Origin of the sequence: Enterobacter cloacae complex sp. I3, assembly GCF_014896175.1 — a bacterium.
Classification (GTDB): domain Bacteria; phylum Pseudomonadota; class Gammaproteobacteria; order Enterobacterales; family Enterobacteriaceae; genus Enterobacter; species Enterobacter bugandensis.
The window spans coordinates 56,492-80,884 of sequence record NZ_JADBQZ010000014.1 but is presented as its reverse complement, the minus strand read 5'-3'; the positions used below and the strand labels follow the sequence as shown (position 1 = coordinate 80,884).

The 24,393-nt window shown below is 58.0% G+C and carries 24 protein-coding genes and 1 other annotated feature; of the genes, 7 read left to right on the top strand and 17 right to left on the bottom strand.

Annotated elements, in window-relative coordinates; genetic code table 11:
- Window positions 1-25: 25 nt before the first annotated feature.
- Entirely contained in the window at window positions 26-859 is an 834-nt protein-coding gene (locus IM271_RS12725) for an EamA family transporter (protein ID WP_063437530.1), read from the top strand.
- Between the two features lie 175 nt (window positions 860-1,034).
- Window positions 1,035-2,219, top strand: a complete 1,185-nt coding sequence (gene emrD / locus IM271_RS12720) for a multidrug efflux MFS transporter EmrD (protein ID WP_193052678.1) — start codon at window positions 1,035-1,037, stop codon at window positions 2,217-2,219.
- Here emrD and IM271_RS12715 read toward each other — a convergent pair.
- Together IM271_RS12715 and dsdC are read right to left on the bottom strand one after the other, a co-directional pair.
- Complete coding sequence (locus tag IM271_RS12715; RefSeq protein ID WP_193052677.1) at window positions 2,122-3,210, bottom strand: cellulase family glycosylhydrolase; 1,089 nt, start codon at window positions 3,208-3,210, stop codon at window positions 2,122-2,124. The genes emrD and IM271_RS12715 overlap by 98 nt on opposite strands.
- 84 nt (window positions 3,211-3,294) lie before the next feature.
- Window positions 3,295-4,221: a DNA-binding transcriptional regulator DsdC gene (gene dsdC / locus IM271_RS12710; protein ID WP_039024536.1), complete on the bottom strand. Its 927-nt coding sequence runs from the start codon at window positions 4,219-4,221 to the stop codon at window positions 3,295-3,297.
- A 204-nt stretch (window positions 4,222-4,425) separates the two neighbouring features.
- Between dsdC and dsdX the strand changes: the two genes are divergently transcribed.
- Entirely contained in the window at window positions 4,426-5,763 is a 1,338-nt protein-coding gene (dsdX, locus tag IM271_RS12705) for a D-serine transporter DsdX (RefSeq protein WP_193052676.1), read from the top strand.
- Window positions 5,764-5,780: 17 nt separating this feature from the next.
- Window positions 5,781-7,067, top strand: a complete 1,287-nt coding sequence (gene dsdA, locus IM271_RS12700; RefSeq protein ID WP_193052675.1) for a D-serine ammonia-lyase — start codon at window positions 5,781-5,783, stop codon at window positions 7,065-7,067.
- A 17-nt stretch (window positions 7,068-7,084) separates the two neighbouring features.
- Here dsdA and IM271_RS12695 read toward each other — a convergent pair whose 3' ends face one another.
- From IM271_RS12695 to IM271_RS12680, 4 genes are all read right to left on the bottom strand, one after another.
- Window positions 7,085-7,432, bottom strand: a complete 348-nt coding sequence (locus IM271_RS12695) for a DUF202 domain-containing protein (RefSeq protein ID WP_023309822.1) — start codon at window positions 7,430-7,432, stop codon at window positions 7,085-7,087.
- Window positions 7,422-7,769, bottom strand: coding sequence for a YidH family protein (locus tag IM271_RS12690; protein WP_063155237.1), 348 nt, complete (start codon window positions 7,767-7,769; stop codon window positions 7,422-7,424). Before IM271_RS12690 ends, IM271_RS12695 begins: the two co-directional genes overlap by 11 nt.
- 92 nt (window positions 7,770-7,861) lie before the next feature.
- Window positions 7,862-9,184 carry a 6-phospho-alpha-glucosidase gene (locus IM271_RS12685; RefSeq protein ID WP_193052674.1) on the bottom strand — a complete coding sequence of 441 codons (1,323 nt, stop codon included), beginning with the start codon at window positions 9,182-9,184 and terminating at the stop codon, window positions 7,862-7,864.
- Window positions 9,181-10,803, bottom strand: coding sequence for an alpha-glucoside-specific PTS transporter subunit IIBC (locus IM271_RS12680; protein ID WP_028014946.1), 1,623 nt, complete (start codon window positions 10,801-10,803; stop codon window positions 9,181-9,183). The genes IM271_RS12685 and IM271_RS12680 overlap by 4 nt, the downstream gene beginning before the upstream one ends.
- 221 nt (window positions 10,804-11,024) lie before the next feature.
- Here IM271_RS12680 and IM271_RS12675 point away from each other — a divergent pair, with 221 nt between their 5' ends.
- Window positions 11,025-11,771 (top strand): GntR family transcriptional regulator, encoded by a 747-nt coding sequence (locus tag IM271_RS12675; protein ID WP_059357501.1) that lies wholly within the window; start codon window positions 11,025-11,027, stop codon window positions 11,769-11,771.
- On the opposite strand, the gene IM271_RS12670 is transcribed toward IM271_RS12675, so the two are convergent.
- From IM271_RS12670 to ibpA, 3 genes are all read right to left on the bottom strand, one after another.
- Entirely contained in the window at window positions 11,739-13,400 is a 1,662-nt protein-coding gene (locus tag IM271_RS12670) for a putative transporter (RefSeq protein ID WP_193052673.1), read from the bottom strand. The two genes, IM271_RS12675 and IM271_RS12670, sit on opposite strands and share 33 nt — an antisense overlap.
- Before the next feature lie 129 nt (window positions 13,401-13,529).
- The gene (ibpB, locus tag IM271_RS12665) at window positions 13,530-13,958 is read right to left on the bottom strand and encodes a small heat shock chaperone IbpB (protein WP_028014943.1); all 429 of its coding nucleotides are present in this window, start codon (window positions 13,956-13,958) and stop codon (window positions 13,530-13,532) included.
- 136 nt (window positions 13,959-14,094) lie between these two features.
- A complete protein-coding gene (ibpA, locus tag IM271_RS12660) occupies window positions 14,095-14,505 on the bottom strand; it encodes a small heat shock chaperone IbpA (RefSeq protein WP_008500162.1) in 411 nt (136 codons plus the stop codon).
- Window positions 14,499-14,570, bottom strand: a sequence feature (ROSE (Repression Of Heat Shock gene Expression) occurs in the 5'-region of heat shock genes and acts as an RNA thermometer to modulate expression.). Its footprint overlaps the gene before it by 7 nt.
- A 250-nt stretch (window positions 14,571-14,820) precedes the next feature.
- Here ibpA and IM271_RS12655 point away from each other — a divergent pair.
- Window positions 14,821-15,153 (top strand): YceK/YidQ family lipoprotein, encoded by a 333-nt coding sequence (locus IM271_RS12655; RefSeq protein WP_014881914.1) that lies wholly within the window; start codon window positions 14,821-14,823, stop codon window positions 15,151-15,153.
- Here IM271_RS12655 and IM271_RS12650 read toward each other — a convergent pair.
- The 8 genes from IM271_RS12650 to IM271_RS12615 form a co-directional block, all read right to left on the bottom strand.
- Window positions 15,150-16,379 carry a DUF3748 domain-containing protein gene (locus IM271_RS12650; protein ID WP_193052672.1) on the bottom strand — a complete coding sequence of 410 codons (1,230 nt, stop codon included), beginning with the start codon at window positions 16,377-16,379 and terminating at the stop codon, window positions 15,150-15,152. The genes IM271_RS12655 and IM271_RS12650 overlap by 4 nt on opposite strands.
- Window positions 16,380-16,430: 51 nt before the next feature.
- Window positions 16,431-17,768 (bottom strand): MFS transporter, encoded by a 1,338-nt coding sequence (locus IM271_RS12645; protein WP_080351061.1) that lies wholly within the window; start codon window positions 17,766-17,768, stop codon window positions 16,431-16,433.
- A 78-nt stretch (window positions 17,769-17,846) separates the two neighbouring features.
- A complete protein-coding gene (gene dgoD, locus IM271_RS12640; protein ID WP_028014940.1) occupies window positions 17,847-18,995 on the bottom strand; it encodes a galactonate dehydratase in 1,149 nt (382 codons plus the stop codon).
- Entirely contained in the window at window positions 18,992-19,609 is a 618-nt protein-coding gene (locus IM271_RS12635; RefSeq protein WP_028014939.1) for a 2-dehydro-3-deoxy-6-phosphogalactonate aldolase, read from the bottom strand. The genes dgoD and IM271_RS12635 overlap by 4 nt, the downstream gene beginning before the upstream one ends.
- Window positions 19,593-20,471: a 2-dehydro-3-deoxygalactonokinase gene (locus tag IM271_RS12630; RefSeq protein WP_193052671.1), complete on the bottom strand. Its 879-nt coding sequence runs from the start codon at window positions 20,469-20,471 to the stop codon at window positions 19,593-19,595. The genes IM271_RS12635 and IM271_RS12630 overlap by 17 nt, the downstream gene beginning before the upstream one ends.
- Window positions 20,468-21,157, bottom strand: coding sequence for a D-galactonate utilization transcriptional regulator DgoR (dgoR, locus tag IM271_RS12625; protein WP_003861109.1), 690 nt, complete (start codon window positions 21,155-21,157; stop codon window positions 20,468-20,470). Before dgoR ends, IM271_RS12630 begins: the two co-directional genes overlap by 4 nt.
- Window positions 21,158-21,383: 226 nt before the next feature.
- Window positions 21,384-22,196 carry a sugar-phosphatase gene (gene yidA / locus IM271_RS12620; RefSeq protein ID WP_059357495.1) on the bottom strand — a complete coding sequence of 271 codons (813 nt, stop codon included), beginning with the start codon at window positions 22,194-22,196 and terminating at the stop codon, window positions 21,384-21,386.
- A gap of 115 nt (window positions 22,197-22,311) precedes the next feature.
- On the bottom strand, window positions 22,312-23,337 hold the full coding sequence (locus tag IM271_RS12615) for an NAD(P)-dependent alcohol dehydrogenase (RefSeq protein WP_193052670.1): 1,026 nt from the start codon (window positions 23,335-23,337) through the stop codon (window positions 22,312-22,314).
- Between the two features lie 109 nt (window positions 23,338-23,446).
- Between IM271_RS12615 and IM271_RS12610 the strand changes: the two genes are divergently transcribed.
- Window positions 23,447-24,382: a LysR family transcriptional regulator gene (locus tag IM271_RS12610; RefSeq protein ID WP_193052669.1), complete on the top strand. Its 936-nt coding sequence runs from the start codon at window positions 23,447-23,449 to the stop codon at window positions 24,380-24,382.
- Window positions 24,383-24,393 lie beyond the last annotated feature (11 nt).

Here is a 24,393-nt window from a genome sequence, read left to right as displayed (position 1 = left end):
GTGACAATTCATCACCCAATACGCCATGACCATCACCGTTTTCTGCATTTTGCTTTTCGCCGCACTGCTGCATGCCAGCTGGAACGCTATCGTTAAAGCCGGAACGGATAAACTCTACTCTGCGATCGGCGTTAGCGGCTCAGCCGCGATTATTGCCCTGATTTTACTGCCCTTCTCACCACAGCCTTCTGCGGCAAGCTGGCCGTTTTTGATCGTCTCCTGCGCCTTACAGGTGGTCTACACCGTGCTGGTGGCGAAGACCTATCAGGTCTCGGACATGAGCCAGACCTATCCGCTGATGCGCGGCACCGCCCCGCTGCTGGTGGCGCTGATCAGCGTGCTGGCGCTCGGCGACCATCTCTCCTGGCTCGCCTGGTCCGGTATCGGAGTCATTTGCCTGTCGATTCTGGCGATGGCGATGAATGGCCGCATGCAGTCACGCAGGGGGATCTGGCTGGCGCTGCTGAATGCCTGTTTTATCGCCGGGTATACGCTGGTGGACGGCACCGGCGTGCGGCTGTCGAACACCGCGCTGGGCTACACGCTCTGGACCTTCTTTATGAACGGCTTCTGCCTGCTGGGCTGGGCGATGGTGGCGCGTCGGCGCGAGGCGTCCAGCTACCTGCGCCTGCACTGGAAAAAAGGGCTGCTCGGCGGCGTGGGGACCATGGGCTCTTACGGTCTGGCCCTCTGGGCGATGACGCAGGCGCCGCTGGCGGTGGTCGCCGCGCTGCGTGAAACCTCGATTCTTTTCGGGGCGCTGATCGCCTTTGTCCTTTTAAAAGAGAAGGTTGCGGGCCTGCGCATCGCGGCAGCGCTGGGTATTGCTGTCGGCGCAATTCTGCTGCGTCTGGCGTAAATCGCTGGCAACATTAGTTGCCGTTCTTGTTTACAAATCCTGCCTTTCCCGGTTTTTTCATTCACCGCAACAATGCTTAAATTGTCATCTGTCTGTGGTAGATTCCTCGCGCATTTATGGTAATTCGTAGTCACTTATTCTTCATTTCTCTCTTTTTGCAAAAGTATTCAGCGACATGAAAAAGCAAAGGAACGTTAACTTATTGTTGATGCTGGTGTTACTGGTGGCCGTCGGTCAGATGGCGCAAACCATCTACATTCCGGCGATTGCCGACATGGCAAAGGAACTGAACGTCCGCGAAGGCGCGGTGCAGAGCGTGATGGCAGCCTACCTGCTGACCTATGGCGTTTCACAGCTCTTCTACGGCCCGCTCTCCGACCGCGTCGGGCGTCGCCCGGTGATCCTGGTGGGCATGAGCATTTTCATGGTAGCGACGGTGATTGCCATTACCACCCACAGCCTGACCGTACTGATTGCCGCCAGCGCCCTGCAGGGCGTTGGGACGGGTGTCGGCGGGGTGATGGCGCGGACCTTACCGCGCGATATGTATCAGGGCACCCAGCTCCGCCACGCCAACAGCCTGTTAAATATGGGCATTCTGGTCAGCCCGCTTCTCGCTCCGCTGATTGGCGGCCTGCTGGACACAATGTGGTCCTGGCGCGCCTGTTACGCCTTTCTGCTGGTGCTCTGCATAATTGTCACCTTCAGCATGGCGCGCTGGATGCCGGAAACCCGTCCAAAAGACGCGCCGCGCACGAAGCTTCTCACAAGCTATAAGACGCTGTTCGGCAACGGCGCGTTTACCTGCTACCTGCTGATGCTGATCGGCGGCCTGGCGGGTATTGCAGTGTTCGAAGCCTGCTCCGGCGTGCTGCTGGGCGCGGGTCTTGGCCTGAGCAGCATGGTGGTGAGCATTCTGTTTATTCTGCCAATCCCGGCGGCGTTCTTTGGCGCCTGGTTTGCCGGGCGTCAGAACAAGCGCTTTTCAACCCTGATGTGGCAGGCCGTGATCAGCTGCCTTCTGGCGGGTCTGATGATGTGGATCCCGGGGCTGTTTGGCGTGATGACCGTCTGGACGCTGCTGATTCCGGCGGCGCTGTTCTTCTTCGGCGCGGGAATGCTGTTCCCGCTCGCCACTAGCGGCGCGATGGAGCCGTTCCCGTTCCTCGCCGGCACGGCGGGCGCGCTGGTGGGCGGTTTGCAGAACATCGGTTCCGGCGCGCTGGCCTGGCTCTCCGCCATGATGCCGCAGACCGGGCAGGCTAGTTTGGGCCTGCTGATGACGCTAATGGGGCTGCTGATTTTACTGTGCTGGCTGCCGCTGTCGTCGCGCGTTCCGCATCACGAGCAGCCGGTTTAACCGCATGATGGCCCGGCTTCTCGCCGGGCTTTTCACAGACGGGCGCAATCATCGCCTGCAATAACGGCTCCGGCGCAGGCCGCCAGGCCCCCTCTTCCCCGTCGTAAAACTGGAAATCCGCGTTAAGCGCATATGGGATTTTCGCCTTTTGCAGCTCGCAGGCCATAAAGGTGGCGAAGGCCATTTGCGAAGCGGTTGGCGTGAGGTGGTTTGACTCCCCCACGCCCCAGCCCCCAACCCAGCTGACGTGCCCGGTTTTTTGCTGCCAGCGCAGCGCGGTGCTGATGCGGTTACGGATAGCCGCCTTCTCCGCCACCGTGCCGGACGTCCACGGGTATTTACCGCTATTTTTCAGCGGCCCCCACGGGAAAATATGCCACTCCGCCAGCAGGTAGTTTTGACTGTGCGCAGGCAGCTTCAGGCCGGATAAATCCTCCGGCGCAGCGCGCAGGCGCGGCGCAATGAAAATCATGCGCTGCGGGTCGATGTCGTGGATCGCTTTAATGGTTTTTTCATACACGCGGTTTAACGACGCGAGGTTGTGGTTAAGCTTGTCGGCTGGCTCATAAATGAGATCAAAACCCAGCAGCGGATAGCTCTGGCCGAAATAGTGCGCCACGGCAATCCACCAGTTGATCGTCTCTTTCTCGTTATCGGCTTTGGGGTCGTTTTTATATTCATCGGCCTGATAAGCGATAATCGGGATCACGCCATATTGCTCGCAGGCTTCCACCAGCTTGCGCAGGTGGATCAGCCGCGCTTCCGTCGGCTCATCGGCGACGCGAATGCGCACGTGGGTAATGCCTTTTGCGCGAAAATCGCGAACCACCAGCGGGTCGAACTCGCGTATGCCGCGCTCGGTGCGCGCCCAGTCCACATCCATCCCGACGCCAAGCTGCTGCGCATAACGGGCAGCCGTCAGCGGCGGCTCGGCGGCAATGGCCCAGCCGGAAGAGATCAGTAACGCGGTAGCAATGAGAGGCTTTAGCACGGTTTACCCTGGATAAATCGAAAGCATTACCTGTATTTAGCACGCTTTTTCACATTTGGTGTAGCGCGAAAGCGTAATAATTCTTCAACCTGCCAGTTCTCTCAGCCAGCCGATAAAGGCGTCTATTTTCGGCCACTGTCGGCCCGAAAGCGTCGAAACATAGTAGTGCTGATGGCATTTCAGGGTCTTGTCACCAAACGGGGCGATCAGTTCGCCCCGTTCAAGCCGTTTTTGCACCAGCCGCTTTCTCCCCATCGCGACGCCGACGTGGTTGATGGCCGCAATAATCGCTAAGTCGGAACGATCGAAACCAATACCCGACGATGGCGGCATATTCACCGCAAAGTGCTGCGCCCAGCTCAGCCACTCATCCGTACCGGAATCATTGCTCCAGGCCTGACGGTCGTGCAGCAGCGTGCAGTGGCTAAGGTTATCGGGGTTTTTCAACAGCTCATGCTCGCGGGCATACTGCGGCGAGCAGACGGGCAAAATCTCTTCGTCCATCAGGAAGTGATGAGACAGATGGTTTGGCGGCGTATCGTCGAAATAGAGCGCCAGATCGACCCCCGTTCGCTGCATATTGATGTAATCATTGCCGGTCAGGACGGTGAGCGAAATCGACGGATAGCGGCGGGTAAAGTCGCCCAGCATGGGTACCAGCCAGCACTGAGCGATCGACGGCCGGGAGTAGACCGTCAGCGTGCCGGACAGCGCCTGGTTTTTGATGTCCAGGATCTCCTGATTCAGGGTGTCGAGGGACGATTTTAGCGTCCAGTAAACGCGCTTTCCCTCCTGCGTCAGCTCGACTTTACGGTGCGAACGGACAAACAGCTGAATACCGAGCTCTTCTTCGAGCAGGTTGATGCGGTGGCTCACCGCGCTGGGGCTGAGCGACAGCTCCTCCGCCGCCAGCGCGAAGGATTCATGTCGAGCCGCCACTTCAAAGGTGTACATTTTCGACAGCTGCCAGCCGTTGAGCAGCCGGTTTCTGGCTTCATTTGCATCGGTCATCACAATTCTCACGCGTGGTTTCTGCGCTCAGCATACTGTTTAAGGGTGAATATATGTGAACCTAATGCGGTTTAAGTGCGTTTTTTAGAGCGCAGTCACTCAGTTGATTCAATCTGGCTCACCTGAACGCCAATTTATATCGTTTGTCAGCCCACGCCGCTTTTTCGTCCAATACCCCCAGATGACATAAGGGTGAGGTGAGATATGGGATCTCAGGTCTGGGTTGTGGCAACGCTGCTGGTCAGCATTGTGTTGATTGTTTTAACCATCGTTAAGCTAAAGTTTCACCCGTTCCTCGCGCTGCTGCTGGCGAGCTTTTTCGTCGGCGCAATGATGGGAATGAGCCCGCTGGATATGGTACACGCCATTGAGAGTGGGATTGGCGGCACGCTGGGCTTCCTGGCGGCCGTGATTGGTCTTGGGACCATTCTCGGCAAGATGATGGAGGTTTCCGGCGCGGCAGAGCGCATCGGGATTACGTTGCAGCGCTGCCGCTGGCTGTCAGCAGACGTGATTATGGTGCTGGTGGGCCTGATCTGCGGCATTACGCTGTTCGTGGAAGTGGGCGTGGTCCTGCTGATACCGCTGGCGTTTTCCATCGCCAAAAAGACCCACACGTCGCTGCTCAAGCTGGCCATTCCGCTCTGTACCGCGCTGATGGCGGTGCACTGCGTGGTGCCGCCGCATCCGGCCGCGCTGTTTGTGACCAATAAATTAGGGGCGGACGTTGGAACGGTCATTGTCTACGGTTTGATGGTCGGCCTGATGGCCTCTCTGGTCGGCGGCCCGCTGTTCCTGAAGCTGCTCGGCAATCGTCTGCCGTTTAAACCGGTTCCGGCGGAATTTTCAGACCTGAAGGTGCGGGAGGAGCATACCCTGCCGTCGCTGGGCGCCACGCTGTTTACGGTGCTGCTGCCGATTGCCCTGATGCTGGTGAAGACCATCGCTGAACTGAATATGGCAAAAGACGGCACGCTGTATACGCTGCTGGAGTTTATCGGCAACCCGATCACCGCCATGTTTATCGCCGTGTTTGTCGCCTACTACCTGCTGGGCATCCGCCAGCACATGGGCATGGGCGCGATGCTGACGCACACCGAGCACGGCTTTGGCTCTATCGCCAACATTTTGCTGATTATCGGCGCGGGCGGCGCGTTCAACGCCATCCTGAAAACCAGCGGACTGGCGGACTCGCTGGCGCAAATTCTCTCGAACCTGCACATGCACCCTATCCTGCTCGCCTGGCTGGTGGCGCTGGTGCTGCATGCCGCCGTAGGCTCCGCCACGGTCGCGATGATGGGCGCCACGGCCATCGTCGCGCCGATGCTGCCGCTCTACCCGAACGTCAGCCCGGAGATCATCACCATTGCCATCGGTTCCGGCGCCATTGGCTGCACGATCGTGACCGATTCTCTCTTCTGGCTGGTGAAGCAATACTGCGGCGCGACCCTGAATGAGACCTTCAAATACTATACGACGGCGACGTTTATCGCCTCGGTGCTTGCACTTGGCGGCACATTCCTGCTTTCTTTCATTATCTGAGCGCGAAGAGACATATTATGGAAAACGCAACTATCACCACTTTAACCGCACAGTTTCCTCTGGTTGAGGATCTGATTGCCCTGAAAGAAACCACCTGGCTTAACCCGAACACCACCACGCTTGAAGAAGGGCTGCCCTATGTCGGGCTGACCAAAGCCGACGTGGACGATGCCCATGCGCGCCTCAACCGCTTCGCGCCGTATCTGGCGAAAGCCTTCCCGGAGACGGCGGCAACGGGTGGGATTATTGAATCTGAACTGGTCGCCATTCCGGCAATGCAGGCGCGGCTGGAGAGAGAATCTGGCAAATCCATTCCCGGCACGCTGCTGCTGAAAAAAGACAGCCACCTGCCGATTTCCGGCTCGATTAAAGCGCGCGGCGGCATCTATGAAGTGCTGACCCACGCGGAAAAACTGGCGCTGGAAGCCGGGTTGCTGACCACCGAAGACGACTACAGCATTCTGCTGGAGCCACGCTTTAAGGCCTTCTTCAGCCAGTACAGCATTGCCGTGGGCTCCACCGGCAACCTGGGGTTATCCATTGGCATAATGAGCGCCCGCATCGGCTTTAAGGTGACGGTCCATATGTCCGCCGACGCCCGCGAGTGGAAGAAAGCCAGGCTGCGCAGCCACGGTGTCATCGTCGTGGAATATGAGCAGGATTACGGCGTGGCGGTGGAGCAAGGGCGCAAAGCGGCGGAAAGCGATCCGAACTGCTTCTTCATTGACGATGAGAATTCCCGCACCCTGTTCCTGGGCTATGCGGTGGCGGGCGAGCGCCTGAAAGCGCAGTTCACCGAACAGGGCCGCGTGGTGGATGCGGATCATCCCCTGTACGTCTATCTGCCGTGCGGCGTAGGCGGCGGGCCTGGCGGCGTGGCGTTTGGCCTGAAGCTGGCCTTTGGTGATAACGTGCACTGCTTCTTCGCGGAGCCAACGCACTCGCCGTGCATGCTGCTGGGCGTTTACACCGGCCTGCATGATGCGATTGCAGTGCAGGATCTGGGCATTGATAACGTGACGGCGGCGGACGGTCTGGCGGTTGGGCGCGCGTCCGGCTTCGTGGGCCGCGCGATGGAGCGCCTGCTCGACGGGTTCTATACCCTTTCCGATCGGAGCATGTACGACATGCTTGGCTGGATGGCGCAGGAGGAAGGGATCCGCCTTGAGCCTTCAGCACTGGCGGGGATGGCCGGGCCGCTGCGCGTGCCTTCAGACGCCAGCGTTACCCACCTGGTGTGGGCAACCGGCGGCGGCATGGTGCCGGAAGACGAGATGGCGAAGTATCTGGCTAAAGGGAAGTAATTAAGCCGCCACCGGGCTTACAGGCTCAAAATTTGCTGAATATGGGTTACCGCAAACAGCAGCGACAGCGAGAGAACAGCCAGCGCAATCAGGAACTTATCCCGCACCGCTTTCGGCTGTACAAAATCGTTCTGCGCCACGTCCATCAGGTTACGGCTGCGGGTATAGCGCCATAAAATGATGGCCACCAGCGCCAGCACAATAATAGAGATCCAGAATGGCACCCCGGTTCGGTGCCAGTTGTGCTTAATCGCCAGGGCAATCAGCGCGCCATACCCCAGCAACGTGCGCAGCCAGGCCAACGACGTCCGCTCCGGCTGCAGGCCGGGGTCCGCTTCGCGTCGCGCTTTGCGGCTATCCGCCATAGAACACCAGCCCCATCACCACGCCCGCCACCGCCAGCAGAATCACGCTGATGATGAGTAACCCACGCGTATAGGGCAGATCCTGCTTCAGTCGCATCGCCTTCTCATTGCGCAGCCATCGCAGGTAGCCGTAAATCGACAGCACACCCGCGAACAGGCACAGCAGCAGCGCCAGCACTTCACGAATCAGCGGCGTGGCAAAATCGGGGGCGAGCTGGTCAAGGCCGACACCTGCGGCCAGAAAGCCCAGTGCGGTGCGGATCCACGCTAAAAAAGTGCGCTCATTAGCCAGAGAGAAGCGGTAGTCCGGCGCTTCGCCGAGGCGGGAAATTTTCATGGAGATTCCTTGTCGTGCTACGGGCAGGCTTCAGCATAGCGTAAATCGACAAGGACAAGGAGACCGGCATCGGGCGATGCCGGTCAGGACGATTAATGCAGCTCTGGCCAGTACTCTTTGTTGGCCTCGATCAGGTCATCCAGAATCGCTTTCGCGACGGAGGCGCTCGGCACGGTTTTCGACAGGGTAATGGCCTGCCAGAGCTTCTGGTACGAGCGCTGCTCCCAGGCATCCACCACCAGTTTTTCCACCGCCACCTGCTGGCTCATCAGCCCTTTCTGGAAGTGCGGAATATCGCCCACCGTAAGCGGCTCCGGTCCGTTATGGCCCACCAGGCACGGGATCTCCACCATCGCGTCGGCGTCAAAGTTATGGATGGCACCGTTGTTTGGCACTATCAGCAGCATCCGCTCCTGGGTATTAAAGGCAATCGCAGTCGCCAGATCGACGATGTACGACGCATGTTCGTCGATTTCCAGCTCACCGGCGGCGGAGTTGCCGGCTTCGATAATCGCCCGACAGGAACTGAACACATGCTTCTCACGGTGATCCATAACTTCATTGGCGCGGGTCCGTTCCGGGTTGGAATGCGCGACCACGTAGTCCGGGAACAGGTAATACTTCAGGTAGGTGTTAGGCATGGTGTCCGGATCCAGCGCCTGCACGTCTTTAGCTTTGGCAAAGGTATCGTTCCAGCTCGCTTCGGTATGCACATCTTCCGAAGGCGGAACATAGCCGTTTTTCGCCACGTATTCGCGCAGCTTCGGCATCAGATCGTTGCCGTTCAGGTCTTCAATCGACGTCCACCAGCCGAAGTGGTTCAGGCCGTAGTAGCGCACGCGCATCTCTTTGCGGTCCTTCAGGCCGACAATCTGCGCCATGCGCCCTTCAATGCCAATCGGCATATCGCAGATGTTGAGGATTTTAGCGTTCGGACGCAGGCGGCGCGTGGCTTCTGCGACAATCGCCGCCGGGTTGGAGTAGTTCAGCATCCACGCGTTCGGGGAGTACTGCTCCATATAATCCACCAGCTCCAGCACGCCGCCGATAGAGCGCATGCCGTAAGAGATACCGCCCGGTCCGCAGGTTTCCTGGCCCAGCACGCCGTGGCGCAGCGGGATTTTTTCATCTTTTTCGCGCATCGGGTATTTGCCCACGCGGATGTGCGCCATCACGAAATCGACATCGGTAAACGCCGCTTTTGGATCGGTGGTGTAGCTGAATTCAATCTCCGGGGCCTGCTCCTTAAGGATGATTCTGCACGCTTCGGCGATGGTCTCCTGACGCGCGCCGTCGTTGTCATAGAACTTCAGGGCGCGCAGCGGGAAACGGTCACGGTTGGCTAACAGCATCAGGACGATACCAGGCGTAAAGGTGCTGCCGCCGCCTGCAATGACAACTGAGAATTTTTTCATGATATAGCCTCTGTCAGGGTGGTTTGTTCATTTGTTAAAGGGGTTTTCATCAGCGATTCCAGCTGGTCACGCACCTGAGGAACGTGCAGGCCGACAATCACCTGAATGCCGTTGCCGCGTCGCACTACGCCGTGTGCGCCCAGGGCTTTGAAGACGTCGTCGCTTTGGGTTTTCGCCATATCCACCAGCGCGATACGCAGGCGGGTGGCGCAGTTATTGATGCTTTCGATATTTGCTGCACCGCCGAGCGCCTGCAGGAATCCGGCGGCTTGCCCAACCTGCTGGCTGGCCGCCGCCGGGGCGGTGGTTTGCCCGCGAGCCGCCTTATAGTCGGCCTTGCTGTAGAGTTTGATTTCGCTCTCTTCCCGGCCCGGCGTTTTCAGGTTCAGACGCTCAATCAGCGTTTTGAAGATCACGAAGTAGATGCCGGTGAAGCAGACGCCAATACCGATCTGGGTGAACACCGTCGAGGCGTGGTTATGGAACATCGGGATCCAGTTTTGCGGCAGGAACTGGTCCAGCAGGCCGCCGCCCATGTTCCCCACGACGCCGAAGGCGTACATCACCGTCGCCATGGTGGCCGCCAGCACGGCGTGCACGGCGAACAGCAGCGGCGAGATAAACAGGAAGGTGAACTCAAGCGGTTCGGTAATGCCCACCAGCACGGCAGTTAGCGTGGCCGGAACCAGCAGGCCCGCCACCTTGACGCGGTTTTCTGGCGACGCGGTGTACCAGATAGCGAAGGCAATCCCGACCGAGCCAAACACTTTTGAGTTGCCGTGCAGCGCGAAGCCACCTTCCGGGAAGAGGGTCTTCAGCGGCAGGGTGCTCTGGCTGAATTCCTGCAGATGCTGCGCCCAGTAGACCTGAATACCGCCCTCCACCGCCGCCGGGCCGAAGATGAACGGACCGTAGACAAAGTGGTGCAACCCCGTTGGGATCAGAATGCGTTCCAGGAAGGTATACACCCACACGCCCAGCGCACCGGCAGAGCGCAGGAACGCCTGCAGGGATTCGATGCCCATCTGCACTTTCGGCCAGCCCAGCAACGTCAGCCAGGCGCAGGGGATCATCACGAAGAACGCGAGGATAACGACAAACGAGCTGCCCTGGAAAATTCCCAGAAAGACCGGCAGCGGCTTGTCGAAATAGCGGTTGTGAATGGCGGTGACGATGCCTGAGATCACGATGGCGCCGATGATGCTGGTATCGAGCGTTTTGATCCCGGCAATCATCGCCAGCCCGCTTCCCGCCGTCGGTTCGGCGGAGAAGTCGACGCCAAAGAAGTGGCCCCAGGTCATGCCCATCGCGTTAATGAAGTAGTTCCAGGTCAGGAAGCTAATCAGCACGGCCAGACAGGCGCGGCCCTGCGCCTGCTTCGCCAGCCCAATCGGCAGGCCGACGGCAAAAATCAGCGGCATATTGCGAAACACCGCCCAGCCACCCTCTTCAATGATGTGAACGATCTGCGCGAAAAGATGATCGGGGGCGGTTAAGGCTTCGCCGACAAACAGCGGGTTGCGAAGCATGATGGCGATTCCCACCACGATCCCGGCAAACGGAAACAGCAACACCGGGGTAAACATGGCACCGCCAAAACGTTGTATTTGACTGAGCATTTTTAAATCCTCACGTAACAACCTGTAGGGGTAGAGGCCTTTATGGTTTTGTGCTGGCCTGAGGTGAGCATAAGAACTTACTGATGCGCGAACATGGCGTGCCGCTGCGATTCGTGATCGCATTCATGGTTTTATTTTGACCAGTCAGGTCTACTTTTTGAGTTAAATATGGACATGTCAGGACGCATTCCACGCCCTGATAAGGGCAGAGAGGTATACTGGTGATCTACAAATCAATTGCTGACAGGTTGCGGCTGCGGCTGAATTCATCGGACTACAACATCGGCAGCCCGCTGCCTGGTGAAAAAGCGCTGGCGCAGGAGTTTGGCGTGGCGCGCATGACCATCCGCAAGGCGCTGGATCTGCTGGTGAGCTGGGGGCTGGTTGAGCGCCGGCACGGCAGCGGAACGTTTGTCTCGCGCAAAGACGTTCACCACGAAACCACTAACCTGACCGGGCTGGTGGAGGTACTGCGTCAGCAGGGAAAAGAGGTGCAGAGCAAGGTGCTGCAGTTCGAAGTGATGCCCGCCCCGCCCGCCATCGCCAGCCAGCTGCGGATCCAGGTGGATGAGCGGATCTACTTTTCACGGCGGGTGCGCTACGTGGACGGAAAGCCGCTGATGCTGGAGGACAGCTTTATGCCGGTGAAGCTGTTCCGCAACCTGTCACTGGCGCATCTTGAGGGGTCTAAGTTTGATTACATTGAGAAGGAGTGCGGGATCACCATCAGCGGCAACTACGAGAGCCTGACGCCGGTGCTGGCAGATAAACAGCTGGCTGGTTATCTGAATCTGCCGGAACAGACGCCGCTGCTGCGAATTACCTCTCTCTCCTACAGCGACAGCGGCGAGTTCCTCAATTATTCCGTGATGTTCCGAAATACCAGCGATTACCAGGTGGACTACCATCTGCGGCGCATCCACCCGGAAGAGCTGTTAGCCCATCCCCCAGAACAGCACCGCCAGTAGCTGCGGGGTGATGATGCGCAGGAACATCACCAGCGGGTAGACGGTGGCATAGGAGAGCGCGGCCGCGCCGCTGGTGGCGTGCAGGTTGTTGGCAAAAGCGAGCGCTGGCGGGTCGGTCATGGAGCCCGCCAGCATGCCGCACAGCGTCAGGTAGTTCATTTTGGCGAACATCCGCGCCAGGATTGCCACCGTCAGCAGCGGGATCGCCGTGATAAAGATGCCGTAGCCGACCCAGCTCATCCCTTCGCCCTTGACCAGGGTATCGACAAAATCCCCGCCGGACTTCAGCCCGACAACCGCCAGGAACAGCACGATGCCCAGCTCGCGCAGCGCCAGGTTAGCGCTCGGCGGCATAAACCAGTAGAGCTTCCCGATACAGCCGATACGCCCGAGGATCAGCGCCATAATCAGCGGCCCGCCCGCCAGGCCGAGCTTGAGCGCCACCGGGAAGCCCGGCACGTACAGCGGAATAGAGCCGAGCAGCACGCCAAGCCCGATGCCGATAAACACCGGCAGCATCTGCACCTGCTGCAGTTTTTGCTGGGCGTTGCCCACCATGTCCGCCACGGCGTCGATGGACGACGGGCGTCCGACCAGGTTGAGGATATCCCCGAACTGCAGGCTGGCCTCCGGGCTGGCAACCAGTTCGACGCCCGCACGGTTGAGGCGGGAGATGACCACGTCGTAGCGCTCTTTTACCTGCAGATCGCGTATTTTCTTGCCCAGAACGTGCTCGTTGGTCACCACAACACGCTCCACGCGCATATCGGTGCCGCGGGTCGAAAGCGAGGTATCTACTTCCTGACCAATCACCAGCCGCGCGTTGTTTAAATCCCCCGGCTGGCCGACCAGGTGCAGCAGGTCACCCTGCTGGATCATCGTGCCGGGCGCAGGCACCATCAGCACGTCGTCGCGCTTAAGGCGGGAACAGATAATATTGGCGCTGTTCAGGATCGGTACGTCCTGAATCGCCATATTGTTCAGGTTGGGGTTATCGACGCGAATGTTGATGGTTTTGATCGGCATGTGGCCGTTGGTGAGCGTGGTTTCGTGATCCTTCGCCTCTTTGTCGACGTTAACGCGAAACAGGACGCGGACCAGCCACATGGAGAGCAGAATGCCGCAAATCCCAAACGGATAGGCCATGGCGTAGCTCATCCCCATCTGGTCGACAATGCCGGGTTCAATGCCCAAATCGCGCAGGATTTGCTGCCCGGCTCCGAGCGCTGGCGTGTTGGTAACCGCCCCGGAGAAAATGCCCAGCACCACGGGCAGCGGGATAGCAAAGATTTTGTGCAGGATCGCGGTGACCAGCCCGCCCATCACCACAATGCCGAGGGCAAACAGATTGAGCCGTAGCCCGGAGACGCGCAGGGAAGCGAAAAAGCCCGGCCCTACCTGAATCCCGATGGTGTAGACGAAGAGGATCAGGCCGAACTCCTGAATAAAGTGGAGCATATCGGCGCTGAGAACCAGCCCGAGCTTGTCAGCAAAATGCCCGACAAAAATGCCGCCAAACAGCACCCCGCCAATCCCAAACCCGACGCCACGGATTTTGATATTGCCAATCCATAACCCTACAACCGCGGCCATGGCCAACACGCTTACGGTTAACGCGATATCACTCATGATCCACATCCTTGGCATAACCTTAGTTATAACAAGGATTTTCTCAGAGCCGGATGCGGTTGTATGGGCGATGGCGCACAAAAAAGCCCTGCCGGGGCAGGGCTTTGTGCAGTCTGTGAGTAAAGCGGATTAGCTGTTCAACGCCGGCCGCTCGCTAATGGCGATACGCTGCGGCGCGATGGCTTCCGGCACGTTACGGATAAGATCGATATGCAGCAGCCCGTTGGTAAACGTCGCACCGGACACTTCCATATGGTCTGCCAGGGTAAAGCTCAGGCTAAACGGCTGATTAACCAGACCCTGATGCAGCCACCGGGTTTCGGTCTCTTGTTTTTCCGGCGTACCCTTCACGGTCAGGCGCGCGCCTTCGAGCTGGATATCCAGATCTTCCTGGCGGAACCCGGCCAGCGCAAGGGTGATGCGATAGTGGTTATCGTCGCTTTTTTCGATGTTGTACGGCGGAAATGTCTGTTGCTCGGTGGTGCTTTGCAGGGCATTAGCCAGTTTGTCAAAACCAATCCACTGACGCAGCAGGGGGGATAAATCGTAGTTACGCATACTAAATCTCCTTCTGAGAAGCGAGTTCGGCACAGTTTAATTTTGTGCAAAGTTGTTCCTGCAAATCCTGATGGATTCGCATATGCTCCCGTTACGGCAAGCAAGTCTGGGTGGGCCGCTCGCGCGACCCGCGTAATTAGTTAATTTCGATACGGCGCGGTTTTTTCTCTTCCGGAATCACGCGTTCCAGTTCGATAAACAGCAGGCCGTTAACCAGGTTCGCGCCTTTAACGTGAATGTTCTCGGCTAACTGGAACTTGCGTTCAAAGTTGCGCTCGGCGATGCCCTGGTAAAGGTAGGTACGTTCTTTCTGCTCGGCCGTATGGGAACCTTTCACCACCAGCAGGTTGTCCTGCGCGGTGATTTCCAGCTCGTTTTCTGCAAAACCGGCGACGGCAATGGCGATGCGGTAGTGGTTTTCGTCAACCAGCTCAACATTGTATGGAGGGTAGCCGTTGCTCTGGCTTTGGTTATTTTCTAAATGGTTAAACAGGCGGTCAAAACCAATTGCAGAACGGTATAGCGGAGAAAGATCGAAGTTACGCATAGATAATACTCCTGAAATCAGCGAGAAATTGTAGCCTTCCACCATGGACAGGCCTTTGCGCCCCCGAGCACCCATCAGGCGTGTTCGTTATCGGGTCACATTCTTAAAATGGGTCTGGAACCGAGCTTTTCAAGACTATTTAGGCGAGATTTTTTTGCACTTTGCTGGTTGTCGCATAGACTCTGGGACAACAGCACAAAGGGTTAAATTGCGATGGCTGCCACAGTGCGGGGTTATCGGGCTATTCATTTCGGATAAGGCTCGCTATAACCCTGAGTTGCAGGTCTATGCAGTGCCATTAACGATGACTGAGTGATGATGAAAAATGTTCTGATAAAGCTGACGACGTTCAGCGGGGTGGTTTTACTTTGCGGGTGTTCGAGCGTGATGTCTCACACCGGCGGTAAAGAAGGAACATATCCGGGGACGCGCGCCAGCGCGGCGATGATCTCCGATGACGATACGAACTGGGGCACCAAATCCCTGGTTATCCTGGATATGCCCTTTACAGCAGTGGCGGATACGCTTCTGCTGCCGTGGGATGTATTCCGTAAGGACGATTCCGTGCGCTCACGGGTAGAGAAAAGCGAGCAGGAAAATCTGGCGACAAACGCCGTTATCCCGCCCGCCGAGATGCCGCCGCGCTAGTCCTTCGCGGTTTCCGTTACCCAAAGCTGACGGAAACCGCCCGTCTCTTGCATCCACGCAATAAAGCGCCCGTCCGGGGAAAACACGACCGCATCAGCAGACGGCGGATTGCCGTGATCGGACGTCAAAAACGTCACTTCTCCAGTCTTCGCGTCACAGCAGGCGATTCGGTTTTCAAGCACAAATCCCAGCATGTTCCCGGAAGGGTGCCAGTTAAACGCAGACTGAATACCGCTCCCGGTGCGCGTCAACTGGCGCGGCTCGCCGCCCTCAGGAGAGATCAGCCACAGCTGCACAATGCCGTTATCATCCCGCATCAGAAACGCGATTTGCGTCCCCTGCGGGTTACTGCGCACCCAGTGACGCGGCACGTTCACCAGACCCGGGTAGGCCCTCTGGTGGGTAAAGGTCAGACGACGCTGCTTCACCCCGGCAGGCGGCGCTGGCAGGGTGTCTGGGGTACCCTGAAGTGGCGCATCGCCCGCTTGTTTCCAGCCCTGCTCGTCTTCTGGCAGGTTAACAATAAACAGTTCAGGCACTTTTTCGCCCTGCGCGGAGAGGGTATCGCCGATAAACGCCAGCCTGTTGTTGCCCACCCAGCCCTCTTCGTAGGCGCGGTTGATTTCATCGCTGCCCGGCTGCGGGTTGGGTGTTGTGCGGCTGACCAGCACGCTCCAGAACGTGCCTGAATATTCACGTGGATGATTCCCCTGCGGGTTCACCGGGCCAAACGGTGCCGCCACGCCGACGTTGCGTAAATCGAGCTTCGGATCGCGCTCATGTAAAACATGGTCGTTATAGGTGAAGCTGACGAACTGCCCATTCGGGCTGAAGACGTGCACGTGGCTGCCGCCGCGCAGCGCGCCTGCGGTATAAGGCGCGGTGATATCCATCGCGTCCAGGTTGCTCACCTGACCGTGATGCGCAATCACACCCTGACGATGATGAAAATCGTAGTGCCAGCCAGCATCCGGGTTTTTCGGACCGTGGATAAAGACGTATTTGTCCTGTGCCGGATGAACGGTCACCACGCCGACATGCGCCCCGTCAGTGGCGCGATAAACCACCTCCACCTCACCCGTAGCGACATTGACCTGCTCAATGGTTTCGCCGGTGAACGACGCCCCGGACGGGCGCACGTCGTAGACCAGCCACTGGCTGTCCGGCGTCCAGGTATTGATGTTGGTCAGCTGGTGGTTGCGGGAAGCGAAGGTGATTTGTTTCATGAGGATACCCTGATGCACGGTGAGTGCATCAGGGTAAAACATCCGCAGGGATTAGCCTACTCGTTTCACATCGCCCACCAGCAGGATGTAGGAGAGTGCTCCGATCAGCGCCACGGCAGAGATGTAGACCAGCGCCGGGCCGAAGCCGTAGTCCTGCGCCAGGTAGCCGATAACCAGCGGTACGGTGATCCCGCCCAGTCCACCGACAAAGTTGAACACACCGCCGGTCAGGCCAATCAGCCGCATCGGCGCAAGGGACGACACCAGCGACCAGGTGATAGAGGCGAAACCGTTACCAAAGAACGCCACCGCCATCAGGGCCATAATCCACACCGGATCGTTGGTGTAGTTGGCACCCATGATGCAGGTTGAGATCAGCAAGCCGCAGATAATCGGCGTTTTACGCGCCACGCCCAGCGAGTACCCTTTTTTCACCAGCTTATCGGCCAGCCAGCCGGAGAGCAGCACGCCGAAAAATGCGGCGAGGAACGGCACGGTGGTCATAAAGCCCGCCTTTAGCGCCGCGATCCCCTTTTCCTGGGTCAGGTAGTTCGGGAACCAGGTGAGGAAGAACCACAGCGTAGAAGTAACCGCGAACTGACCCAGATAAACGCCCACCAGCTTACGGTGGAAGACCAGCTTCCAGTCCGCTTTGGTCAGCGGCTGGCGCGCCTCTTTTTTCACCGGGGCATCACCGTCCACCAGACCGCCACCGTCGCGGATGTAGTCCAGCTCGGCCCTGGTGATACTTTTCGTCAGACGCGGCGGCTGGTAGACCTTGAACCAGATTAGCGACCAGATAATGCCAATCCCGCCGGTGACGATGAACACCCAGTGCCAGCTCAGCAGCTCCTGGATCCAGATCAGCAGCGGCGTCAGAAACGCCAGGCCGACAAACTGGCCAGAGGTGTAAAAACCAACGGCGGACGCGCGCTCGTGTTCCGGGAACCAGCTGGTCACCATACGGTTGTTGGTCGGAAACGCGGGCGCTTCGAAAACCCCGGTGATGGCACGCAGGCCAATCAGCGATATCAGCCCGGTGGCGAAGCCCTGGAATAGGGTCGCCACGGACCAGCCTAATATGGCGATAAAGTAGGTCAGACGTGAACCCACGCGGTCAAGAAACCAGCCGCCGGGGATCTGGCATAAGGTATACAACCAGGCAAACGCCGAGAAGACGTAGCCCATTTCCGCTTTGGTGATGCCAAACTCTTCCTGAATATGGGCCGATGCCACGGCAAGGTTGGCGCGGTCGACATAGCAAATGACCACGGTAATAAAGATCATCATCAGCGTCAGGTAGCGGCGACGCCCGATTTTTGTAGCGGTAACTGGAATATCCATCGCAATCTGTCTCCAGATTTTGGGCATAGCGAAGCCGCTCACCATGCCCTGTAATTTACAGAGGGTTATATTTTTGTATGTATGATTTTTGCCCGGAGGCTTACCGGGTCTACGGGATGGCGATTACCATTCCGCTACGCTGCCGTCCTCATGACGCCACAGCGGGTTTCGCCAGTCCGGCGCATTCTTACTCAGCTCAATGACTTTAGCTTCGTCAATTTCCACGCCAAGGCCCGGCTTCGTAAGCGGTTTAAAGAAACCGCCTTCCATGCAGAAGTCTTCTTTATTTTTCACAAAATCGAGCAGTTCCGCGCCCTTGTTATAGTGAATCCCCATGCTCTGTTCCTGGAACACCGCATTGCGGGAGACGAAGTCGACGTGCAGGCAGGCCGCCAGCGCGATTGGGCCGAGCGGGCAGTGCGGCGCCAGCGCCACATCGTAAGCTTCTGCCATCCCGGCAATTTTGTAGCATTCGGTGATGCCGCCCGCATGAGAAAGGTCCGGCTGCAGGATCGCTATGCCGCCCGCTTCAAGTACGCGTTTAAACTCGAAGCGCGAGAACATACGTTCACCCGCCGCGATAGGAATGTGGGTCTGTTCAGCCAGCTTCGGATAGTACTCCGCCTGCTCGGCCAGCACCGGCTCTTCGATAAATAGCGGGCGATACGGCTCCAGCTCTTTAATCAGCACTTTGGCCATCGGCGCGCTGACGCGGCCGTGGAAATCCAGGCCAAACTCAATCTCGTTGCCGAAGGCTTCACGAATTTGCGCCACGGTATTGACCGCTCGGTCTACCGCACGCGAATTGTCGATAACGCCCATCTCTTCGCAGCCGTTGAGCTTGAAGGTGTCAAAGCCGATATTGCGCAACTGCGTGATGCCGTCGATCACTTCCGCAGGACGGTCGCCGCCTACCCAGCTGTAGGCTTTAATTTTGTCGCGCACCAGGCCACCCATAAGCTGCCAGACCGGTGCGTTAAGCACTTTACCTTTGATATCCCACAGCGCCTGGTCGATACCGGCGATGGCGCTCATCAGGATCGGACCACCGCGGTAGAAGCCCGCGCGGTACATCACCTGCCACAGGTCGTTAATGCGCGCCGGATCCTGACCAATAAGGTATTCGCCCAGCTCGTGTACTGCCGCTTCAACGGTGCGCGCGCGCCCTTCAATCACCGGTTCGCCCCAGCCTACAACCCCTTCATCGGTTTCGATTTTCAGGAACATCCAGCGCGGGGGTAAACGGTACGTGGTGAGTTTGGTTATTTTCATTTCACTGCCTCTCGATACGCTTTCACAAATGCTGCCGCCTGCTGTGCGGTACGTTCCACGGACTGGCCGGCACGATAAAGATCGCTACCCAACCCTGCGCCCACACAGCCAGCGCTCATCCACTGGCCCAGGTTTTCTGGCGTTACGCCGCCCACGGCAAAGACCGGTACGCTGGCGGGCAATACCGCTTTCAACGCCTTGATGTAGTCCGGTCCAAAAGCCGATGACGGGAAAATTTTGAGCGACTGCGCGCCCGCATCAAGGGCAGTAAAGGCTTCCGTGGCGGTGGCGCAGCCCGGGCAGACCGTCATGCCGTAACCCACCGCGCGGCGGATCACCTCAGGCTGAATATTGGGCGTGACGATAAGCCTGCAGCCCATCGTTGCCAGCCGATCGACCTGCTCAGGCTGTAACACGGTGCCTGCGCCAATCAGCGCCTTATCGCCGAAAACCTCCACCACGGCCGGAATGCTTTTTTCCCAGTCGGGCGAGTTGAGCGGGATTTCTACCGCGTCGAATCCGGCGTCGATAACCGCGCCGACGTGGTCTAACGCCTCATCGGGCGTGATGCCGCGCAAAATCGCGATAAGGGGAAGATCAGTTTGCCACTGCATGAGCGATGCTCCTTATTCCTGCCTGAAATGCCGTGTCGCCGGATACCGTCGAAACATCACGCCCAACGGCGCGAAATGCCTGTTCGTAGCGCGACGTTAGCGATGCGCCTGCGACAATCGTAATGGCCTGCTCGTGCGCGATGAACTCACGCATGCTGGCGACCTCTGCGCCAATCAGCAGGCCGGAGAGAAACTCGCTGACCTGCTCGCGCGGGAGAAGTCCCAGCACGTGCGAGGCGCGAACCTCAAAAAGCTGCGGCAACACATCAGGGGAGGCGATCCCACGTTCAAGCCCGGCGGCAAACGCCTCTGACGAGGATTCCTGCTCAGGTAAACCGGCCCCGACCAGCGAATGGTTGAGCAGCAAATGGTGCAGCTCGCCGGTCATTACGGTGCGAAAATCGTGGATTTGCTCAGCGTCAGCCTGGACCCATTTACAGTGCGTGCCGGGCATGACGTAGACAGAAGAAGGTGAGAGAGCGCGCGCGCCAAGCAGCTGCGTCTCTTCGCCGCGCATCACGTTGTGGTTATCGTCGCGAGAGACGCTCAAACCGGGAATAATCCAGATATTGTCGCCAACGGACGTTAACTGCTCGCCAATAGCGGAGAAATGGGTGGGAACCGGCAGATAAGGTGCAATTTTCCAGCCTACGTTACTGCCCACCATTCCCGCCATTACCACCGGCGTGGCGCTGTCGCGCCAGTTTTGTGTGACCTCTGCTAACACCGCCTCGGGGGATTTACCGTTCAGGCGCGTCACGCCTGCTTCTGATTGCCTGCTCTCCAGGCACTGCTCGCCCTGATAAAGCCAGGCGCGCAGATTGGTCGATCCCCAGTCAATTGCGATGTAGCGAGATGTCATGTGATTTCCTTCAACCTTCGTGTCGAGCTGGCAATCATGGTAAGCGCCGCCTGCTCTGCCGCATCGCCGTCCTGATGCCGTATCGCATCGAACAGCGCTTTATGTTCCTGGAGCGTTTTTGGCATGTTGGCCTCATCACCCATCCAGGTACGTTCAAATACCGCTCGCTGTAGCGAGCTGATCGCCACGCTAAGCTGCTGTAATACCGGGTTATGCACCGACTGCAGCACCGCTTCGTGGTAGCGAATGTCCGCCTCGTTGAACGCCTCCCGGTTCTGGTTATTGGCGATCATGTCGTTTAAAGCCGATTCAATCTGGGCCAAATCACCGGAGGTCGCGCGTTCCGCCGCCCAGCGTGCAATTGCCGGCTCCACCAGGTTTCGAACTTCACTCATCGCGCCGATAAGCCGCGGGTCGTAGTCGTTTTCCAGCACCCACTGCAGCACGTCGGTATCGAGGTAGTTCCACTGGTTGCGCGGAGCAACAAACGCGCCGCGATAGCGCTTCATTTCAATCAGCCGCTTCGCCATCAGCGAGCGGAACACTTCCCGGATGATGTTGCGCGAGGTTTCAAACTCCTCGCACAGTTCAGCCTCTGCGGGGAGCGGCGAACCGGGAACGTATTTACCGCCCACAATCTGGGTGCCCAGCGTAATAACGATGCGATCGGTTTTATTGAGAGTCATGGAGAGTCCTTGTGCTCTGTATGTCCATCACTACTTTACCGCGACCGCTGAATTTCGCCTCACTTTTGCAGTACAAACGTGAGGCCATTCGTCTTTGCCGTGGTGACAATGTAGTACAATCAATTAATGTTGTACTACAATCAAGATCACAAAAAGAACAATTCGATAAATACAGGGCAAAAAAAAGCCCCGGTTAATAACCGGGGCTGATGATTGAAAATAAGCGTTACTGCAGCACAAACTTCTCGATCGCGTAGGCAACGCCGTCTTCCAGGTTGGATTTGGTGACGAAATCAGCCACCTCTTTCACCGAAGGAATGGCGTTATCCATTGCCACGCCAACGCCCGCGAATTCAATCATCGCGATGTCGTTCTCCTGGTCGCCGAGCGCCATGATTTCTTCCTGCTTAATCCCTAACGCATCAGCAAGTGATTTCACGCCGGTGCCCTTATTGACGCGTTTATCGAGGATTTCGAGGAAGTACGGCGCACTTTTCAGCACGGTGTACTTCTCTTTTACCTCTGCCGGAATGCGCGCGATGGCTTTATCCAGGATCTCCGGCTCGTCGATCATCATCACCTTCAGGAACTGCGTCGCCGGATCCATTTTCTCGGCTTCACAGAACACCAGCGGAATGGTCGCAACGTAGGATTCATGCACCGTGTAGTAGCTGATATCGCGGTTGGCGGTGTAGAGCGTATTGCGATCGAGCGCGTGGAAGTGGGAGCCCACTTCACGGGACAGTTTTTCGAGGAACAGGTAGTCATCATAGCTCAGCGCAGTTTGCGCAACCGTGCTGCCGTCTGCGGCATTCTGCACCAGCGCGCCGTTATAGGTGATGCAGTAATCGCCCGGCTGATTCATGTGCAGCTCTTTCAGGTAGCTGTGTACGCCCGCATACGGACGCCCCGTGGTCAGAACCACATTCACCCCCTTCGCTCGTGCGGCGGCGATCGCGTTTTTAACGGCAGGAGAGATAGTGTGGTCTGGCAGCAGCAGCGTGCCGTCCATATCGATTGCAATGAGTTTGATAGCCATGAGTTCCCCGGGATAAATGAGTGCTACCTCATGCTAACGCGATTAAGCACACAAAAATAGAGCTACATTGCGCAACAGAAACACCCCTTTTACGCTTATCCCGGGGAACGACGACTTACTCGCGGGTGAGAACAATTTTACCGAATGCGCCGCGATCCAGATGTTCAAGGGCCTGTTCAAGCTCGTTAAAACGGTAGCGATGCTCAATCACCGGCTTCAGTCCCGTGACGTCAACAGCACGGACGAAATCCTCCAGCGCCCGGCGGTGTCCCACGCCAATCCCCTGAATGACGGGGGATTTCAGCAGCAGCTCGCCAGCAGGCAGCGAAATGTCAGTCCCGGCCAGTACGCCAATGACGGAGATACGCCCGTGAACGGCAACGGCACGCAGGGAATGCTTCAGGTTTTCCCCTCCTACGGTTTCGATAATATGGTCGATGCCGCGATCCTGAGTCAGCGCCAATGCTTCTTCAGCCCAGTCATTTTTCAGGCGGTTGACGCCCTGACTGGCGCCCAGTTTTTTGGCGAGCGCCAGCTTTTCATCGCTCCCGGACGTGACAATAACCTCTGCGCCGTGCGCTTTTGCAATTTGCAGGGCGAAAATCGCCACGCCGCCCGTCCCCTGTACCAGCACCGATTGCCCGGCGCGGAGCTGACCCCGCTCCACCAGCGCGAACCAGGCGGTAAGCCCTGCGCAGGGTAACGTGCTGGCCTCTGCGTCATTCAGAGTTTCCGGAGAGGCTACCAGCGCGTTTTCATTTACAACCACATATTCGGCCAGCATGCCCTGGAAATAGCCGCCGGACGTTTTGTAGGGCAAATCACGCGCGTCTGCCTGCGGCTTGCCGTCGATCCACTCCGGGAAGAAGGTTGAAATGACGCGAGCGCCGGGTTTGAAACGCGTGACACCTTCACCTACGCTTTCCACCACGCCCGCCATGTCAGACGCCGGGGTGAACGGGAAGGAAAGCGGAATCGGCATCGTGCCTTCGATAACCATTTTATCGCGATAGTTGAGCGCAACGGCATTTACCCGTACGCGAACCTCACCGGGGCCTGGCTGTGGAACCGATTCATGAATGAGTTTGAGATTCTCGCGCCCGAGGGCGTTCATTGACCAGCGCTGCATTGTCTCTGTCATTTTTTTCTCCTGCCATCAGATAAGCTTCAGTAATGACAGTCTACCGTTGACTCCTCGTCACCAGTGGCGATAAGTTTTCTCTTCATTGACGCCCGAATGGATACAAACCGTGACCGATACGCTGAAAGATATTCCTGTTTTTGTCGCTGCCGTGGAGGCAGGAAGCTTTGCGCAGGCCGCAGTTCGCCTGCACCTGTCGCGCTCTGCGGTGGGTAAAAGCATTGCTCGACTTGAGGAACGTCTGGGAGTGCGGCTGTTTCAGCGCACCACCCGCAGCCAGCGGCTCACCGATAACGGCGCCCTGTTCTACGAGCGCTGCCTGCGCGCGCTGGAGGAGATCAGGAGCGCGGAATCCCTGCTGGAAACGGGGAAACATCAGATTAACGGTCGGCTTCGTGTTGCCATGCCGGTGCTGTTTGGACGCCAGTGCGTCGCGCCGCTGCTGATTGAACTGGCGCAGGAACACCCTGGGCTTGAGCTTGAAATGTCGTTCAGCGACCGCGTGGTGGATCTGGTCGAGGAAGGCTTCGATATGGCGGTACGTAACGGCACGCTGCAGGACAGCAGCGTGCTGGTGGCCAGAAAGCTGGGAGAACACCGCATGGTCCTGTGCGCCTCGCCCGACTATCTGCAAAAAAGAGGTCATCCAGACGCTGTGGATGATTTATCCCGGCACGCGGCCATTAACTATCTGCGCGCAGGCCGCGTGCTATCCTGGCAGCTTATGGACAGCGACGGAACGCCGCGCGCGTTTACGCCGCGGTCATCACTCAATATGGATGATTTGCAGGCCATCTGCGACGCGGCGGTGACCGGGCAAGGCATTGCCTGGCTCCCCTGCTGGATGGCCATCAAAGAAATTCATCAGGGAAAGCTTGTCCCGCTCTTTAAGCAGGCGCCGGATGTCCATTTTGACGTCCATGCCGTCTGGCAACAGACGCCGTACCTGCCCCTGAGGGTAAGAATGGCCATAGATGCGCTGGCGAGCCGTTTACCGGCGGCGATGTCGCTGGACATTCCTGCGCCCATAAAAAAGCCGCGCTAAAAGCGCGGCCA

Coding starts and splice junctions, on each gene's coding strand:
- IM271_RS12725 (WP_063437530.1), top strand. CDS start 26: ATGACCATCACCGTTTTCTGCATTTTGCTTTTCGCCGCACTGCTGCAT.
- emrD (WP_193052678.1), top strand. CDS start 1,035: ATGAAAAAGCAAAGGAACGTTAACTTATTGTTGATGCTGGTGTTACTG.
- dsdC (WP_039024536.1), bottom strand. CDS start 4,221: ATGACCGATGCAAATGAAGCCAGAAACCGGCTGCTCAACGGCTGGCAG.
- dsdX (WP_193052676.1), top strand. CDS start 4,426: ATGGGATCTCAGGTCTGGGTTGTGGCAACGCTGCTGGTCAGCATTGTG.
- dsdA (WP_193052675.1), top strand. CDS start 5,781: ATGGAAAACGCAACTATCACCACTTTAACCGCACAGTTTCCTCTGGTT.
- IM271_RS12695 (WP_023309822.1), bottom strand. CDS start 7,432: ATGGCGGATAGCCGCAAAGCGCGACGCGAAGCGGACCCCGGCCTGCAG.
- IM271_RS12690 (WP_063155237.1), bottom strand. CDS start 7,769: ATGAAAATTTCCCGCCTCGGCGAAGCGCCGGACTACCGCTTCTCTCTG.
- IM271_RS12685 (WP_193052674.1), bottom strand. CDS start 9,184: ATGAAAAAATTCTCAGTTGTCATTGCAGGCGGCGGCAGCACCTTTACG.
- IM271_RS12680 (WP_028014946.1), bottom strand. CDS start 10,803: ATGCTCAGTCAAATACAACGTTTTGGCGGTGCCATGTTTACCCCGGTG.
- IM271_RS12670 (WP_193052673.1), bottom strand. CDS start 13,400: ATGAGTGATATCGCGTTAACCGTAAGCGTGTTGGCCATGGCCGCGGTT.
- ibpB (WP_028014943.1), bottom strand. CDS start 13,958: ATGCGTAACTACGATTTATCCCCCCTGCTGCGTCAGTGGATTGGTTTT.
- ibpA (WP_008500162.1), bottom strand. CDS start 14,505: ATGCGTAACTTCGATCTTTCTCCGCTATACCGTTCTGCAATTGGTTTT.
- IM271_RS12655 (WP_014881914.1), top strand. CDS start 14,821: ATGATGAAAAATGTTCTGATAAAGCTGACGACGTTCAGCGGGGTGGTT.
- IM271_RS12650 (WP_193052672.1), bottom strand. CDS start 16,379: ATGAAACAAATCACCTTCGCTTCCCGCAACCACCAGCTGACCAACATC.
- IM271_RS12645 (WP_080351061.1), bottom strand. CDS start 17,768: ATGGTGAGCGGCTTCGCTATGCCCAAAATCTGGAGACAGATTGCGATG.
- dgoD (WP_028014940.1), bottom strand. CDS start 18,995: ATGAAAATAACCAAACTCACCACGTACCGTTTACCCCCGCGCTGGATG.
- IM271_RS12635 (WP_028014939.1), bottom strand. CDS start 19,609: ATGCAGTGGCAAACTGATCTTCCCCTTATCGCGATTTTGCGCGGCATC.
- IM271_RS12630 (WP_193052671.1), bottom strand. CDS start 20,471: ATGACATCTCGCTACATCGCAATTGACTGGGGATCGACCAATCTGCGC.
- dgoR (WP_003861109.1), bottom strand. CDS start 21,157: ATGACTCTCAATAAAACCGATCGCATCGTTATTACGCTGGGCACCCAG.
- yidA (WP_059357495.1), bottom strand. CDS start 22,196: ATGGCTATCAAACTCATTGCAATCGATATGGACGGCACGCTGCTGCTG.
- IM271_RS12615 (WP_193052670.1), bottom strand. CDS start 23,337: ATGACAGAGACAATGCAGCGCTGGTCAATGAACGCCCTCGGGCGCGAG.